The organism is Streptomyces sp. ASQP_92, assembly GCF_025399895.1.
In the GTDB taxonomy this organism is placed as follows: Bacteria; Actinomycetota; Actinomycetes; order Streptomycetales; family Streptomycetaceae; genus Streptomyces.
The window spans coordinates 158,913-174,325 of the sequence record NZ_JAODUA010000003.1 but is presented as its reverse complement, the minus strand read 5'-3'; the positions used below and the strand labels follow the sequence as shown (position 1 = coordinate 174,325).

The following is a 15,413-nucleotide window of genomic DNA, read 5'->3' as shown; positions in this document are numbered from 1 at the left end:
GTACCTCGGTACCTCGGTCGGCCGTGCGCCGCGCAGACGCAGATTAGTACTGCCCTCTTCGCCGTCGATCCATGCCTCGGATCCGGATCGTTGTGACGACGCGTCCTGAGAATTGCGCGCTGCGTGCGGTTCGTCAAGACCCCTCCGCTCCCCGGGAATCGCCGCGGGAGCCGTTACGGGGCTACGCCTGCGTTCTCGCCGAGCAGACGGCGAAGATCACCATACTCCCCGACGGGCCGCGTGCAAGGCAGGCGGCGCGGGTACGCCGAAGGGCGACCACCCGGATGGGTGATCGCCCTTGGCGGTGTCCAGCGGCGCGCGAGCGCGCCTGCGAGACGGGTGCGGGCCCCGTGGGGACCCGCGGGGAATTACTTGACCGTGACGGAGGCGCCGGCGGCCTTGAGGGACTCGGCAGCCTTGTCAGCGGCCTCCTTGGCGACCTTCTCGAGGACGGGCTTCGGGGCGCCGTCGACGAGGTCCTTGGCCTCCTTCAGACCCAGCGAGGTCAGCTCACGCACGACCTTGATGACCTGGATCTTCTTGTCGCCCGCACCCTCGAGGATGACGTCGAACTCGTCCTGCTCCTCGACGGCCTCGGCGGCGGCGGCCGGACCGGCCGGACCGGCGACGGCGACGGCCGCGGCGGCGGTGACGTCGAACTTCTCCTCGAAGGCCTTCACGAACTCGGAGAGCTCGATGAGGGTCATCTCCTCGAACTGGGCGAGCAGGTCTTCCTGGCTGAGCTTCGCCATGATGGGCGATCCTTCCACTAATTCGGCGGGTGCCGGATGTACATGTAGGCGGGCGTACGTTCGGCCCGCTGCGACCGTCGCCCTAGTGGGCGGCGATCATTGCGCGAGCCGAGTTACTCGGCACCGCCCTGCTCGGCGAGCTTGACGCGAAGCGCTTCCGCGGTGCGGACGAACTTCGACGGCAGCGCCTGGAAGAGCGAGGCAGCCTGAGACTGCTTGCCCTTGAACGCGCCGGCCAGCTTGCTGAGCAGAACCTCGCGGGACTCGAGGTCCGCGAGCTGCTTGATCTCATCGGCGGACAGCGCCTTGCCATCAAGGACACCGCCCTTGATGATCAGGTTCGGGTTCTCCTTGGCGAAGTCACGAAGACCCTTCGCCGACTCCACCGGGTCACCGGTGATGAAGGCAACCGCCGTCGGACCAGCGAACTGGTCGTCCAGCGAAGTGATCCCGGCCTCGTTGGCCGCAATCTTGGTCAGCGTGTTCTTCACCACGGCGTACTGGGCGTTCTCACCGAGCGAACGACGAAGCTTCTCGAGCTGCGTCACGGTGAGACCCCGGTACTCGGTCAGCACGGCGGCGTTCGAGCTGCGGAACTGGTCCGCGAGCTCGGCTACCGCGGCAGCCTTGTCGGGCCTTGCCATAGAGCGTCGGCCTCCTTCCGGGTGATGAGGACCGCTCAAAAGGGGCCGAACAAAACGAAACGCCCCGGCGCAGGCGCACGGGGCGTAGCTCAACCAGCAGCACTCGATAAGAGATACGTCCGGGAACTTTCCACGGTCACCTGCGCGGGTCGTCCGTATTCAACGGATCCTTCGGCCACCGCCCCCTCGAATGAAGGCACGGCAACGACCAGCGGTCTTTGGCTTCTGGAGAAGCGTACGTCACGGGGTCCGTGTCAAGCAAATCCGCTCATACGGGGTCCCGGCCGGGGCGGAGAACCCGGTCGGGACACGGCACCGGCCGGACTCCGGCTCAGGCGGCGCCGCCCTTGTCGAGGTCCTTCAGCGAGTCCGCGAAGTCGTAGGTCTCGGCCGCCGCGGGAGCCTGCACCACGTTCTTGGCGCCGTAGTCCGAGTAGTGCGCGCTCATCGTGAACTTGCCCTGGGGGCTGTCGATGCCGACGTTCATCTGCACCGGGTAGCCGGACGCGTTGATCCAGAGCTCGGTGTCGTAGGCCTTGACTCCGGAGCCCTTCATGGCGTCGATGAACTTCTGGCGCTCCTGGGCCGACAGACCGTCCAGGCTCTTGTTGGTGGCGAGCGCCTCCTCCAGCGTCAGCGTGCCCTTGTAGTGCTCGGCCGGGGCGCCGTCGATCTGCTCGCTGCCGAGGTGCTTCACGTTCGGCGAGTCCGTCAGGAGCGCCAGCTGCTGGGCCGGGTCCTGGTTCTGGGCGCCGCCCGTCAGCTGCTGGGCGAGACCGTCGCCGCCGGCGCCCTTGGCGAACGCGCCGAGGTCCATCTTCATCCAGCGCTTGCCGCCGTTGTCCCTGGCCGCCTCGGCACCCATGTCCATGTACATGACGTTGTTCAGCATGACCGTACGGATCTTGTCCGGCGCGTCCGGCATGCCCTTCAGGGCCGGGGTGGTCATGGTGAAGTCCATCGCGGACGGGTTCCACGCCTGGATGCCGGTCATCTCCATCTCACCGACGCCGGCGCCCACGATGGACGGCACCGACATCTTCATGGTGACCTTCGCGGACTTGGCCGCCGCGGTCTTCTTGTACGCCGCCTGGAGCGCCATGCGGGCGTCGGCGGGGCTCGACTGCCCGGCGGCCCTGTCCGACGCGCCCGCCGCCTTCTTCGTGTCCCCGCCCTGGCATGCGGCGGCGCCCGCCACCAGCACCGCGACCGCCGCGAAGGATATTCCGGCGCGTCTGAAAGACCTGCTCATGTCGTCCCCACCCCATTGATCAAACCGACCGGATCGCCACCACCGTAACGCAGCGCACCGACGGCGGGCCCGGCAAAAAAACCGGCCCCCGCGCCTCTGACGAGGTGCGGGGGCCGGTCTCAGTACGTCTCGGTGTGTCTCAGTGCTCCTGAGACCCCGAAGCCCGCGACTGCCGTGATCCGGGGGATCAGACGGCGGCCGGGTCCTCCTCGACGAGGAGGTTGCGGGTGCGGTTCGAGTCGAGGGAGATACCGGGGCCCATCGTGGTGGTGATGGTCGCCTTCTTGATGTACCGGCCCTTGGCGGCGGACGGCTTCAGACGGAGGATCTCCTCCAGAGCCGCACCGTAGTTCTCCACCAGCTTGGTGTCGTCGAAGGACACCTTGCCGATGATGAAGTGCAGGTTCGAGTGCTTGTCGACGCGGAACTCGATCTTGCCGCCCTTGATCTCCTCGACCGCCTTGGCGACGTCGGGGGTGACCGTGCCGGTCTTCGGGTTCGGCATCAGACCACGGGGACCGAGCACGCGGCCGAGGCGGCCGACCTTGCCCATGAGGTCCGGGGTGGCGACGACGGCGTCGAAGTCCAGACGGCCCTTCGCGACCTCGTCGATGAGCTCGTCGGAGCCGACGATGTCGGCGCCCGCGGCAAGCGCGGCCTCGGCACGGTCGCCGGTCGCGAAGACCAGGACCCGGGCGGTCTTACCGGTGCCGTGCGGGAGGTTCACGGTGCCACGGACCATCTGGTCGGCCTTGCGCGGGTCGACACCCAGGCGGAAGGCGACCTCGACGGTGCCGTCGAACTTGGTCGTGGAGGTCTCCTTGGCGAGACGGACCGCCTCGAGCGGCGCGTACAGCTTGTCCGCGTCGATCTTGGCGTCCGCAGCGCGGAGAGTCTTGCTGCGCTTCACTTCAGCTCCTGTGTTGGTTCAGGCATGGAGTCGTGGTGCGGGCCAGCGCTTGGCCCTACCACTGGAGGTGGGACGGGGTGAGCTGAGATCAGCCCTCGACCGTGACGCCCATGGAACGGGCGGTGCCGGCGATGATCTTCGACGCGGCGTCGAGGTCGTTGGCGTTCAGGTCGGGGAGCTTCGTCGTGGCGATCTCGCGAACCTGGGCCTGCGTGATCTTGGCGACCTTGGTCTTGTGGGGCTCGCCGGAGCCCTTCTGGATGCCGGCGGCCTTCAGGATCATCTTCGCGGCCGGCGGCGTCTTGGTGATGAAGGTGAAGGAGCGGTCTTCGTAGACCGTGATCTCCACCGGGATCACCCAGCCACGCTGCGACTCGGTCGCGGCGTTGTAGGCCTTGCAGAATTCCATGATGTTGACGCCGTGCTGGCCCAGCGCGGGACCGACCGGCGGAGCCGGGTTCGCCGCACCGGCGTTGATCTGGAGCTTGATAAGCCCCGTGACCTTCTTCTTCTTGGGAGGCATTGCTCTCTCCGGGTCCTAGTGAGAGTGAACCGCCTTCATCCGATCAACCGGATGGAGGCATACCGCACAACGATAGCGGGTATAGCTGCGCGGCTAAAAACCGAGCAGGTCAGAGGGGCTGCGAGAGCCCGTCTGACCTGCTCGGAAGTGCTGGTTCCAGAAGCGGTGCCCGGAGGCGTCAGTTCTTCTGGATCTGGTCGAAGCTGAGCTCGACCGGGGTCTCGCGACCGAAGATCTCGACGAGGCCCTTGACCTTCTTCGAGTCGGCGTTGATCTCGTTGATGGTCGCCTGCAGCGTCGCGAACGGGCCGTCGGTGACGGTGACCGAGTCGCCCACCTCGAAGTCCAGGACCTGGACCTCGACCTTGCGCTGCGGAGCCGGCTTGCCCTCGGCCTCGGCGGCCTCGCGGGCGGCCTTTTCCTCGGCCTCCGGGGCGAGCATCTTGACGATCTCGTCCAGGGTCAGCGGGTACGGGTCGTAGGCGTTGCCCACGAAGCCGGTGACACCCGGGGTGTTGCGGACGACGCCCCAGGACTCGTTCGTCAGATCCATGCGGACGAGAACGTAACCGGGCAGCTTGTTCTGCCGGACGTTCTTGCGCTCGCCGTTCTTGATCTGGACGATCTCCTCTTCGGGGACCTCGGCCTGGTAGATGAACTCCTCGACGTTCAGCGAGACGGCACGCTGTTCGAGGTTGGCCTTCACACGCTTCTCGTAACCGGCGTACGTGTGGATGACGTACCACTCGCCGGGCAGGAAGCGGAGCTCCTGGCGCAGGGCCTCGACCGGGTCGACGGGCGCGGCGGGCTCCGCCGGCTCCTCATCCTCGGTGGACTCGCCGGACTCGGTCTCGACGGACCCGGTGGGCTCCGCGGACTCCTCGTCCGACGCGGTGGCCTCGGTCTCGGTCTCGTCCTCGTCGGAGGCGAGCTCGTCGGTCACCTCGGAAGCCTCGGCGGCCTCGTCCTCGTCGGACTCGGCGTCATCGGACTCGACGTGCAGGGCAGCCTCTTCGGCCGCTTCGCCCGCAGCGGCGTCGGCAGCCTCGGCCTCGTCCTCGTCGGCCGCCTCGATGATCTCGAGCTCGTCCTCGACGGACTCGACCGACTCGGAGGCGTCGTTCAGGTTCGGGTCAGACACGGTGGCTGCTTCTTCCTGGCTACAGATGGGGTGGAACATGCGAAAGGGGCGCCGATGAGGGGCGCCCTTCGCGATCAGCCGAAGACGTATTTGACGACCTGCGAGAAGCCGGAGTCAATCAACGTCACGATGCCGATCATGATGACGACGAACACGATCACCACGGTGGTGTACGTCGTCAGCTGGCTGCGTGTCGGCCAGACAACTTTACGGAGTTCGGCAACAACCTGCCGGTAGAAGAGCGCGAGCCGGCCCAGAGGGCCCTTCTTGCCGCGCTTACCGCCCTTGCGGGCCTTCTTCTTCGAATCCTTGGACTCCGCTGCCTCGTCCTGGGCATCAGGCATGTCGATGGAGCCCACGGCGTCCGTCACGCTTCTCACCTGATTCCGGGTCATGGCCGTGCCGCGCCCGGTGGAGCCGCACGGCGGTGCATTGAAGTACGTACATGCGCACACATCCTGGCGAAGGTGTGTGTAGCAGGGCCGGAGGGACTTGAACCCCCAACCGCTGGTTTTGGAGACCAGTGCTCTACCAATTGAGCTACGACCCTTTGTGGTTCCCCCAACCTACCGCATGTGGTGGTGTGGTTGGTGAGGGCCAACAGGCAGTGAGTGTACGTGGTCAGGGGCCCGGCGTCGAACAGCTTGCTTCCGGGCGCCTCCGGTCCGTCGCCGCCGGATGGTCACCGGCGCCGTCGAACCGCCGTCCCACGGGCCCGCGGAACGGGCCGCTCGGACGCCTGTCCACATGCTGACCGGTCCGTGAAACGCGGGTGCTGCGGCCGTCGGAGGTCTGGGAGCATGGCCCGCATGAGCGCTGCAACTCCCCCGCCTTCCTCCCCCACCGAGCGCCGGGTCTCCGCGCGCATCGGGGCCATCTCCGAGTCCGCGACCCTCGCCGTCGACGCCAAGGCCAAGGCCCTCAAGGCCGCCGGGCGTCCGGTCATCGGCTTCGGCGCGGGCGAGCCCGACTTCCCGACGCCCGACTACATCGTCGAGGCCGCGGTCGAGGCCTGCCGCAACCCGAAGTACCACCGCTACACGCCGGCGGGGGGCCTGCCCGAGCTCAAGGCCGCGATCGCCGCGAAGACGCTGCGCGACTCCGGCTACGAGGTCGACGCCTCGCAGGTGCTGGTGACCAACGGTGGGAAGCAGGCGATCTACGAGGCCTTCGCGGCGATCCTGGACCCGGGTGACGAGGTCATCGTCCCGGCGCCGTACTGGACCACCTACCCCGAGTCGATCCGGCTCGCGGGCGGTGTCCCGGTGGAGGTCGTGGCCGACGAGACGACCGGCTACCGGGTCTCGGTGGAGCAGCTGGAGGCGGCCCGTACGGAGCGTACGAAGGTCGTCCTGTTCGTCTCGCCGTCCAACCCGACCGGCGCGGTCTACAGCGAGGCCGACGCCGAGGCGATCGGGCGCTGGGCCGTCGAGCACGGCCTGTGGGTCATGACCGACGAGATCTACGAGCACCTCGTGTACGGCAGCGCCGCCTTCACCTCGCTGCCCGCGATCGTGCCCGAGCTGCGGGAGAAGTGCATCGTCGTCAACGGGGTCGCCAAGACGTTCGCGATGACCGGCTGGCGGGTCGGGTGGATCATCGGCCCGAAGGACGTCGTCAAGGCGGCGACCAACCTCCAGTCGCACGCCACGTCCAACGTGTCCAACGTCGCGCAGATCGCCGCGCTGGCCGCCGTCTCCGGGAACCTGGACGCGGTCGCCGTGATGCGTGAGGCCTTCGACCGGCGCCGCCGGACGATGGTGCGGATGCTGAGCGAGATCGACGGCGTGATCTGTCCCACCCCCGAGGGCGCGTTCTACGCCTACCCCTCGGTGAAGGGCCTGCTCGGCAAGGAGATCCGCGGCAAGCGTCCGGCGACCTCGGCGGAGCTCGCCGCGCTGATCCTGGACGAGACCGAGGTCGCGGTCGTCCCCGGCGAGGCCTTCGGCACGCCGGGCTACCTGCGGCTCTCGTACGCCCTGGGCGACGAGGACCTCGTCGAGGGCGTCTCGCGGATCCAGAAGCTGCTCGCGGAGGCGCGGGACTAGGCCCGTTCCACGCACGGCGGGGCCGGCCCACGGATTCTCGTGGGCCGGCCCCGTTCCGTTTCTGTGTACGAGCAAGACCCCCTTCAGGGAAAGCCCTACCGGTGCGACGGGCGCGTACGGCAGGATCTTGGGATGGAGCACGTACGGGATGTCTCTGAGCTGCCGAAGGCCCATCTGCATCTGCACTTCACCGGGTCGATGCGGCCCGCGACCCTGCTGGAGCTCGCCGACAAGTACGGCGTACGGCTGCCCGATGCGCTGACCGGCGCCGAGCCGCCCAAGCTGCGGGCCACCGACGAGCGCGGCTGGTTCCGCTTCCAGCGCCTCTACGACGCGGCCCGGTCCTGTCTGCGGGCCCCCGAGGACATCCAGCGCCTGGTGCGCGAGGCGGCCGAGGAGGACGTCAAGGACGGCTCCGGCTGGCTGGAGATCCAGGTCGACCCGACCTCGTACGCCCCGCTGCTCGGCGGGCTGATCCCGGCCCTGGAGATCATCCTGGACGCGGTCGACTCGGCGTCCCGCGAGACCGGGCTCGGAATGCGCGTCGTGGTCGCCGCGAACCGGATGAAGCACCCCCTCGACGCGCGCACCCTGGCCCGGCTCGCGATCCGCTACGCCGATCGCGGTGTCGTCGGGTTCGGCCTGTCCAACGACGAACGCCGGGGCATGGCAAGGGACTTCGACCGCGCCTTCGCGATCGCCCGCGAGGGTGGTCTGCTCGCGGCCCCGCACGGCGGCGAGCTCTCCGGGCCCGCCTCCGTACGCGACTGCCTCGACGATCTGCACGCGCGGCGGATCGGCCACGGGGTGCGGGCCGCGGAGGACCCCCGCCTGCTGCGCCGCCTCGCCGACAAGGGCATCATCTGCGAGGTCTGCCCCGCGTCCAACGTCGCCCTCGGCGTCTACGAGAAGCCCGAGGACGTACCGCTCCGCGTCCTGTTCGACGCCGGGGTCCCGATGGCCCTGGGCGCCGACGACCCGCTGCTCTTCGGCTCCCGCCTGGCCGCCCAGTACGAGATCGCGCGCCGCCATCATGGCTTCGACGACGCCGAACTCGCCGAACTGGCCCGCCAGTCGATCCGCGGGTCGGCCGCGCCCCCGGACATCCAGGACAAGCTCCTGTCGGGCGTCGACGCCTGGCTGACGCCCTGACCCCGCGCCGGCTGCCCCCGGGGGGGGGTTGCCCACCCGCCCGCCCGTGCAACGGGTTGGATGGTTCCGGACCCTGGGGCACCTTTGCCCGCCCACCCGCCCGTGCAGGGGGTTGGATGGTTCCGGGACCTCTGGGGCTCCGCCCCAGACCCCGTTCCCGCCTGAACGGCGCTCGTCCTCAATCGCCGGACAGGCTGAAATGCCCGATGCAGGCCAGCACCAGTACCGCTAAGGGGCGCGGGGAACTGCGCGAGTAGCGGGCACGGTCCGCGGACGAAGGCGGGTTTTTGGGGGCGCGGGGAACTGCGCGAGAAGCGACCGCGGTCCGCAGGGTCGAGACGGGCTAGGGGCGCGGGGAACTGCGCGAGAAGCGACTGCGGTCCGCAGGGTCGAGAGGGGTTGGGGGCGCGGGGAACTGTGCAAAAAGCGACCACCGCCCGCAGGCGACGAACCACGGGACGAACCACACGCGGCCCAGCCCCGGCAGGGGCGAGCCCCTCCCCCTACACCCCCAACCCCCGCAGAAGCGCCCCCGCAACCCCCCGCGCGAACTCCTCCAGCGACCGCGGCCCCCGCCCCCCCGGCGTCATGTCGTACGCGAACGCCCGCTGCGCGCACGCCCCCAGGAGCAGCGACGCCGCGGCGTACGTGTCCGTGTCCGCCCCGATCCGCCCCGCCCGCCGCTCCGCACGGAGATACGCGTCGACCCCGTCGATCGGCACATGGGGGCCTGAGCCGAGCTCCCGCAGCGCCTCGTCGTGGCGGCGCTTGAGCTGCGGGTCCGCGTACAGCGAGGCCGCGATCGGGAAGCTCTCCGCGTAGAACAGCGCCGCCTGCCGGGCGATCTCGGTCAGGTTCTCCTCCACCGACCGCTCCCCCGGCTCCTCGGTCAGCCGCGCCACCAGCGGGCCGAGCTGGGGCAGCCGCTCCTTGAGGACCGTCACGAACAGGTCCTCCTTGCTCGCGAAGTGCTTGTACAGCGCCGCCTCCGAACACCCCGCCGCCTTCGCGATCTCCTTCGTCGTGGCGCGGGCGAGGCCGAGGGTGAGCATGAGTTCGTGCGCGGCGTCGACGATGCGGACACGCGCCGGAGGCGACTGCATGTGTGCTCCAACGAGGCTTGACGGGTGGGTGAGTACTTACTCACTCTAGGGGTGAGTGAACACTTACCCACCCCAGGAGGGCGGAGCGATGAGGCTCACGGTTTTCGGTGCCACCGGAGGCATCGGCCAGGAAATGGTCCAGCAGGCGCTGGCTTCGGGGCACGACGTCACCGCGGTGGTGCGCGACCCCGCCCGATTCGCCGTACGGGGCGCGGGACTTGAGGTCTTCCGGGCCGATCTGACCGACCCCGGGCCGCTCCGCGAGGCCGTCGCCGGGCGGCACGCGGTGCTGTCCGGGCTCGGCGCCCGCAAGCGCTCGGACGCCGGGATCACGGCCCGGCTCACCCGGTCGGTGCTGGCCGCGATGGAGGCCGAGGGGACGCGGCGGCTCGTCGTGGTGAGCGCGGCGCCGGTCGGCCCCGAGGCGCCGGGCGACGGGCTGCTCGACCGCGGTATGCGGTCCATGGTCAGCGCGATTCTGCGGGACGTGTACGCCGATCTGAGCGCCATGGAGGCCGAGTTGGCGGCGAGCGCGACGGACTGGACGTCCGTACGGCCGCCCAAGCTCACCGACAAGCCGCTCACCGGGACCTACCGCCGGGTCGTCGGCGGCACCCCGAAGGCGGCCCGCACCATCGCCCGCGCGGATGTGGCCCACGCGATGCTGGCCTGCGTGGACGACCCGGCGACGGTGAAACAGGGGGTGGGGGTGGCGTACTGAGGGCCAGGCCCGCCCGGGCCGGGTTGCGGTGCGGGCTCCGGTGCACCCGGACTCCTCAGATTTCGACCCCGACCGCCACCGGCTCGTTCACCAGCGTCACCCCGAACGCCAGCTCCACCCCCGCGACCACCTCGCGGGCGAGCGCCAGCAGGTCCTCGGTGGTGGCGCCCCCGCGGTTCGTCAGCGCGAGGGTGTGCTTGGTGGAGATGCGGGCGGGGCCGGTCCCGTATCCCTTGGTGAAGCCGGCCTTGTCGATCAGCCAGGCGGCGGAGGTCTTGGTGCGGTCGGTGCCGACGGGCCACGCGGGGGGCGTCACGTCCGCGCCGAGGCGCTCCTGGGCGCGGGCCAGGAAGGCTTCGTACGCCTCGTTGGGGAGGATCGGGTTGGTGAAGAACGAGCCCGCCGACCAGGTGTCGTGGTCCTCCGGGTCGAGCACCATGCCCTTGCCGGCGCGCAGCTTCAGGACGGTCTCGCGGGCGGTGGCGGCCGGCACGCGGTCGCCCGGCGCGACGCCGAGGGTTCGGGCCGTCTCGGCGTACTTGACCGGCGCGGAGAGTCCGCCTGCGTCCTCCAGCTCGAACACGACACGCAGCACGACGTAGCGGTCGGGGTGCTGCTTGAAGCGGCTGTGGCGGTACGAGAAGTCGCACTCGGCGTTGGTGAGGGTGACGGTGGTGCGGTCGCGGCGGTCGTAGGCGACGACGTGCGTGATGGTGCTGGACACTTCCTGGCCGTACGCGCCGACGTTCTGGATCGGGGTCGCGCCCGCGGAGCCGGGGATGCCGGCGAGGCATTCGATGCCGGCGAGTCCGGCCTCGACGCTCCGGGCCACCGCGTCGGTCCACACTTCGCCCGCGGCGAGTTCGAGGCGGGTGCCGTCGAGCTCGAAGCCGCGGGTGGCGATGCGCAGGGCGGTGCCGGCGAAGCCCTTGTCCCCGATGAGCAGGTTGCTGCCGCCGCCGATGGCGAGGAGCGGGGTGCCGCTCTCATCGGCCTCGCGGACGGCGGCGACGACCTCGGCGTCGGTCTCGGCGGTGACCAGTCGGTCGGCCGGGCCGCCCAGGCGGAGGGTGGTCAGGGGGGCGAGGGGGGCGTCATGAAGTTCCTGCACGGGGACCAGCGTACGGGGGCGGGTGGGCCGGCGCGGTGCGGGTGCGGGTCGTTGGGGGGCGCCGACCTGCGGTCGGCAGTGCGGGCATACGCGGCGGGCCGGGACCGCGGCGTCCCCGGTACGGAGCGCGCCGTGGGGGGTGGGGGGCGTGAACGCGCCGGGGTACCTCCTCATACGTCGCGCCGTTCCGCCCCCGCAAGGGTGCCCGGCGCCGGCACTCCTCCTTGCGGGGGCACCCCGGCACGTCCCCACCCGGCCGCATCACGACCGTCCCTGGGACTCGAATCCGTTCCTACACAGCGGCGTGCTCGTCAGCGGAGATCGGTACGCCCACCGGCTCCGCCCGGACAGGCGTCTCGCGGCGGGGGATCAGTACCGCGGCGGCCGCCGCCAGGGCGACCGCGGCCGCGCCCACCCACAGGGCCGGCCCGAGGCCGTCGGTGAAGGCCTGGGCCGAGCCGTAGCCGCCCTGCGCGGAGAAGACCGAGGCCAGCACCGCGATGCCGAGGGCGCCGCCGATCTCGCGCAGCGCGTTGTTGGCGCCGGAGGCGATGCCCTGCTCGGAGGGGCGCACGCTGGACATCGCCAGATTCGCCGCGGGGGCGAAGTACATGCCCATGCCGATACCGCTGATGACCAGCGCCGGGAGTTGCGCCGTGTACGAGACGTCCGGCGCCATGATCAGGGCGAACCAGGCGAGGCCGGTCGCCTGGAGGGCGAGGCCCGCCGCGACGACCGGGCGGCCCCCGATCCGGTCGGACAGGTAGCCGGCGATGGGCGCGGCGATCATGGGCATGCCGGTCCAGGGCAGCATCCGCAGGCCCGCCTCGGTCGGCGAGTAGCCGATGACGTTCTGGAGGAACTGGCTGAGCAGGAAGATCGAGCCGAACATCCCGACGAACATCAACAGGCTCGCCGCGTTGATCGCGGAGAACGCCCGGCTGCGGAACAGCCGCATCGGCAGCATCGGGCTCGCGCTGCGGGTGCCGTGGACGACGAACGCTGCGAGGAGGGCGCCACCGGCTATGAGGCCGGTGAGGACGGTCGCGCTGGTCCAGCCGTCCGGGTTGCCGCGGATCAGGGCGTAGACGATGCCGAAGAGGCCCGTGCTGGCCAGCACTGTTCCCTTGATGTCGAGCCGGGCGCCGGTGCCGTACGACTCGTTCAGGCGCAGCCGGGCCAGCGGGATCGTCAGCAGGCCGAGCGGAACGTTGAGCCAGAAGATCCACTGCCAGGACGCGTGCTCGGTCAGGGTGCCGCCGATGAGCGGTCCCGAGGCCACCGCGAGGCCGTTCACCGCGCTCCAGATGCCGTACACCATGCCGCGCTTGGCGGCGGGCACCGCCGCGGTCAGCAGGGTGAGGGTGAGCGGCATCATGATCGCGGCGCCCACTCCCTGGATCGCGCGGGCCGCGATCAGGCCGTCGATCCCGGGTGCGAGGGCCGCGCCCGCCGAGGCGCCGGTGAAGATCGTCAGGCCGGTGATGAAGAGCCGGCGGCGCCCGAACCGGTCGCCGAGGGTCGCGCCGAACATCAGCAGCACCGCGAAGGTGAGGGTGTACGCGCTCACCGTCCATTCGAGGTCGTCCAGGCCCCCGCCGAGGTCCTCGCGGATCGAGGGGAGCGCGGTGGTGACGACCAGGTTGTCGAGCGCCGCCATGAACCCCGCGACGCTGGTCACCAGCAGCGCCCAGCCCGCGCCTCTTCGTCCTGCGGTGGGCGGCTTCTTCTGTGGGTCGGACATGGTTTCCCCCGCTATTGGTTAGTTATTGATTACTAATTTTCATGGGCAGGAAAGGCTGTTCCCGGGTCGCGCCCTACGGCGTCGGCTGGGCCGAGTCGTAGAAGCCCTTCCACACCCGGTCCTCGGGCGGAAAGCCGAGCGCCACCAGGGTGTTGATGAGCATCCCGCACGCCAGGAACGTCGTCGTCTCGCCGGTGTCCGCGCCCAGCGCCAAGTGGACCGTGTCGTACAGCTCCGTCCAGCCGGCCCGCATGACCTTGCCGAACTCGTGGTCGCCGGCCGCCTCCGCGGCGGCCACCGCCACATAGGTCTGCATCTGGAGCAGCAGCTTGTCCCGGTCGTCGGCGATGAGCTTCTGGTAGGCGGCGCCCATGGCGTGCAGCGCCTCCTCGCCCTGAAGGCCCTCGGCCGCGTTCCGGAAGACCTCGGCGGTCTCCTCGATGCACCGGCCGGCCGCGGCCTGGAAGATGGCCTGCTTGTTCGCGAAGAGGCGGAAGAGGTACGGCTGCGAGACGCCGACGCGTTTGGCGATCACCTCGGTTGAGGTGCCGTGATAGCCACTGCGGGCGAATTCGATCATCGCCGCGCGAATGACGCTTTCACGGCGCTCTTCGGCGCTCATCCTGACCATGAGGGAAAGTTAGTGGTTGATTACTTAGTTCGTCAAGGGGGCGTGTGGCGGGGGCTCTGGAAGCCCCCGCCCCTACTCAGGCCAGGCGTACGACGGCGCGGGACATGCCCAGCACCTTCTGGCCCGCGCTCATCGCCGTGATGTCGACGCGCACCGTGCGCGCCTCGTCGTCCAGCTTCGCCGCGACCTTGGCCGTGACCTCGATCAGGGCGCCCGTGTCGTCGTTGGGGACGACCACCGGCTTGGTGAAGCGGACGCCGTACTCGCTCACCGCGCCCGGGTCGCCGACCCAGTCCGTCACCACGCGGACCGCCTCGGCCATCGTGAACATGCCGTGCGCGATGACGTCGGGCAGCCCGACCTCCTTCGCGAACTTCTCGTTCCAGTGGATCGGGTTGAAGTCGCCGGACGCGCCCGCGTACTGGACGAGCGTGGCGCGGGTCACGGGGAAGGACGCGGCCGGCAGCTCGGTGCCGGGCTCGACGTCCTCGTAACGGATCTTCGCGGTCATCTCAGGCCCCCTCGGCCGCTCGGGACACCAGCTTCGTCCACGCGGTCACGACGTGCTCGCCGGCCTCGTCGTGGACCTCGCCCCGGATGTCCAGGATGTCGTTGCCCGCAAGGGACTTGATCGCCTCGATGGTCGAGGTGACGGTCAGCCGGTCGCCCGCGCGGACCGGGCGGCTGTACGCGAACTTCTGGTCGCCGTGCACCACCCGGCTGTAGTCCAGACCCAGCTGGGGGTCCTGGATGACCTGGCCCGCCGCGCCGAAGGTGATGGCGAACACAAAGGTCGGCGGGGCGATCACGTCGGTGTGGCCCAGCGCCTTGGCTGCCTCGGGGTCGGTGTAGGCGGGGTTCTCGTCACCGACCGCCACCGCGAACTCGCGGATCTTCTCCCGGCCGACCTCGTACGGGGCGGTGGGCGGATAGGTCCGCCCCACGAAAGACTGGTCGAGCGCCATCGGCCGGCTACCTCCTGCATATGAGGGTCGTTGGTGCGAACACCGTGAATCTAGTCGTTCGCCGCCGCACCGTTCCCATACCGGTGGGCAACGCCGAGAGGCCGCCCCCCGGTATGGGGAACGGCCTCTCGAACGAGCCTGTAATGCCAGAACCGTGATTAGCGGGTCTCGCGGTGCGCAGTGTGCGAGTTGCAGCGCGGGCAGTGCTTCTTCATCTCAAGTCGGTCCGGGTTGTTACGCCGGTTCTTCTTGGTGATGTAGTTCCGCTCCTTGCACTCCACGCAGGCCAGCGTGATCTTCGGGCGGACGTCGGTGGCAGCCACGTGAGTGCTCCTTGACGGACGGGTTGACGGATGAACGCATAAAAGAGTAGCCGATCGAAGGACCGACCCCACAATCGGCTACCGTGTGTAGCGGTGACCGGACTTGAACCGGTGACACAGCGATTATGAGCCGCTTGCTCTACCGACTGAGCTACACCGCTTTGACACGGAGTCCCTCACCCGAAGGTGAGGGCTTCCGCACCAGAGCCCCAATACGGAATCGAACCGTAGACCTTCTCCTTACCATGGAGACGCTCTACCGACTGAGCTATTGGGGCGAGCGATGAAGACATTACACGGTCCCTCGCCGATCGCCCAAATCCGTTTCGTGGCGCCTCTCGGACGGCCCGTCCCACCGGTCTCGTAGGCCACTCAGGGCCACACCGGTACGAC

General features: G+C 69.5%; 17 protein-coding genes and 3 tRNA genes. 3 read left to right on the top strand and 17 right to left on the bottom strand.

Annotated features, from left to right (window positions below; all coding sequences use genetic code 11):
* Positions 1-368 precede the first annotated feature (368 nt).
* The 8 genes from rplL to N4G70_RS10245 form a co-directional block, all read right to left on the bottom strand.
* Complete coding sequence (gene rplL / locus N4G70_RS10280) at positions 369-752, bottom strand: 50S ribosomal protein L7/L12 (RefSeq protein WP_261712252.1); 384 nt, start codon at positions 750-752, stop codon at positions 369-371.
* Positions 753-865: 113 nt separating this feature from the next.
* The gene (rplJ, locus tag N4G70_RS10275; RefSeq protein WP_261712251.1) at positions 866-1,396 is read right to left on the bottom strand and encodes a 50S ribosomal protein L10; all 531 of its coding nucleotides are present in this window, start codon (positions 1,394-1,396) and stop codon (positions 866-868) included.
* Positions 1,397-1,727: 331 nt separating this feature from the next.
* The gene (locus tag N4G70_RS10270) at positions 1,728-2,648 is read right to left on the bottom strand and encodes a DUF4412 domain-containing protein (RefSeq protein ID WP_261712250.1); all 921 of its coding nucleotides are present in this window, start codon (positions 2,646-2,648) and stop codon (positions 1,728-1,730) included.
* 187 nt (positions 2,649-2,835) lie between these two features.
* A complete protein-coding gene (gene rplA, locus N4G70_RS10265; RefSeq protein ID WP_162952540.1) occupies positions 2,836-3,558 on the bottom strand; it encodes a 50S ribosomal protein L1 in 723 nt (240 codons plus the stop codon).
* 88 nt (positions 3,559-3,646) lie between these two features.
* Entirely contained in the window at positions 3,647-4,081 is a 435-nt protein-coding gene (rplK, locus tag N4G70_RS10260) for a 50S ribosomal protein L11 (protein WP_261712248.1), read from the bottom strand.
* 178 nt (positions 4,082-4,259) lie between these two features.
* A complete protein-coding gene (nusG, locus tag N4G70_RS10255; RefSeq protein ID WP_261712247.1) occupies positions 4,260-5,222 on the bottom strand; it encodes a transcription termination/antitermination protein NusG in 963 nt (320 codons plus the stop codon).
* A 74-nt stretch (positions 5,223-5,296) separates the two neighbouring features.
* Entirely contained in the window at positions 5,297-5,593 is a 297-nt protein-coding gene (gene secE / locus N4G70_RS10250) for a preprotein translocase subunit SecE (protein ID WP_120721918.1), read from the bottom strand.
* Positions 5,594-5,699: 106 nt separating this feature from the next.
* A tRNA-Trp gene (locus N4G70_RS10245) sits at positions 5,700-5,772 on the bottom strand.
* Between the two features lie 259 nt (positions 5,773-6,031).
* On the opposite strand from N4G70_RS10245, the gene N4G70_RS10240 reads away from it, so the two are divergent.
* On the top strand, positions 6,032-7,270 hold the full coding sequence (locus tag N4G70_RS10240) for a pyridoxal phosphate-dependent aminotransferase (protein WP_261712245.1): 1,239 nt from the start codon (positions 6,032-6,034) through the stop codon (positions 7,268-7,270).
* A 132-nt stretch (positions 7,271-7,402) separates the two neighbouring features.
* Positions 7,403-8,422, top strand: coding sequence for an adenosine deaminase (locus N4G70_RS10235; protein ID WP_261712244.1), 1,020 nt, complete (start codon positions 7,403-7,405; stop codon positions 8,420-8,422).
* Between the two features lie 503 nt (positions 8,423-8,925).
* On the opposite strand, the gene N4G70_RS10230 is transcribed toward N4G70_RS10235, so the two are convergent.
* Positions 8,926-9,525 carry a TetR/AcrR family transcriptional regulator gene (locus N4G70_RS10230; protein WP_261712242.1) on the bottom strand — a complete coding sequence of 200 codons (600 nt, stop codon included), beginning with the start codon at positions 9,523-9,525 and terminating at the stop codon, positions 8,926-8,928.
* An 88-nt stretch (positions 9,526-9,613) separates the two neighbouring features.
* Between N4G70_RS10230 and N4G70_RS10225 the strand changes: the two genes are divergently transcribed.
* Entirely contained in the window at positions 9,614-10,246 is a 633-nt protein-coding gene (locus N4G70_RS10225; RefSeq protein WP_261712241.1) for an NAD(P)-dependent oxidoreductase, read from the top strand.
* A gap of 55 nt (positions 10,247-10,301) precedes the next feature.
* On the opposite strand, the gene N4G70_RS10220 is transcribed toward N4G70_RS10225, so the two are convergent.
* The 8 genes from N4G70_RS10220 to N4G70_RS10185 form a co-directional block, all read right to left on the bottom strand.
* On the bottom strand, positions 10,302-11,366 hold the full coding sequence (locus N4G70_RS10220) for a UDP-N-acetylmuramate dehydrogenase (protein ID WP_261712578.1): 1,065 nt from the start codon (positions 11,364-11,366) through the stop codon (positions 10,302-10,304).
* Between the two features lie 283 nt (positions 11,367-11,649).
* Entirely contained in the window at positions 11,650-13,101 is a 1,452-nt protein-coding gene (locus N4G70_RS10215; protein WP_261712239.1) for a DHA2 family efflux MFS transporter permease subunit, read from the bottom strand.
* Between the two features lie 73 nt (positions 13,102-13,174).
* Positions 13,175-13,732, bottom strand: coding sequence for a TetR/AcrR family transcriptional regulator (locus N4G70_RS10210; RefSeq protein WP_261712238.1), 558 nt, complete (start codon positions 13,730-13,732; stop codon positions 13,175-13,177).
* A gap of 76 nt (positions 13,733-13,808) precedes the next feature.
* A complete protein-coding gene (locus tag N4G70_RS10205) occupies positions 13,809-14,243 on the bottom strand; it encodes a MaoC family dehydratase (protein WP_261712237.1) in 435 nt (144 codons plus the stop codon).
* Position 14,244: 1 nt separating this feature from the next.
* Positions 14,245-14,697: a MaoC family dehydratase N-terminal domain-containing protein gene (locus N4G70_RS10200; RefSeq protein WP_261712236.1), complete on the bottom strand. Its 453-nt coding sequence runs from the start codon at positions 14,695-14,697 to the stop codon at positions 14,245-14,247.
* A 158-nt stretch (positions 14,698-14,855) separates the two neighbouring features.
* A complete protein-coding gene (rpmG, locus tag N4G70_RS10195; protein WP_003956487.1) occupies positions 14,856-15,020 on the bottom strand; it encodes a 50S ribosomal protein L33 in 165 nt (54 codons plus the stop codon).
* 88 nt (positions 15,021-15,108) lie between these two features.
* Positions 15,109-15,181: transfer RNA gene (locus N4G70_RS10190), tRNA-Met, on the bottom strand.
* A gap of 44 nt (positions 15,182-15,225) precedes the next feature.
* Positions 15,226-15,298 (bottom strand) — tRNA-Thr (locus N4G70_RS10185).
* Between the last annotated feature and the right edge of the window lie 115 nt (positions 15,299-15,413).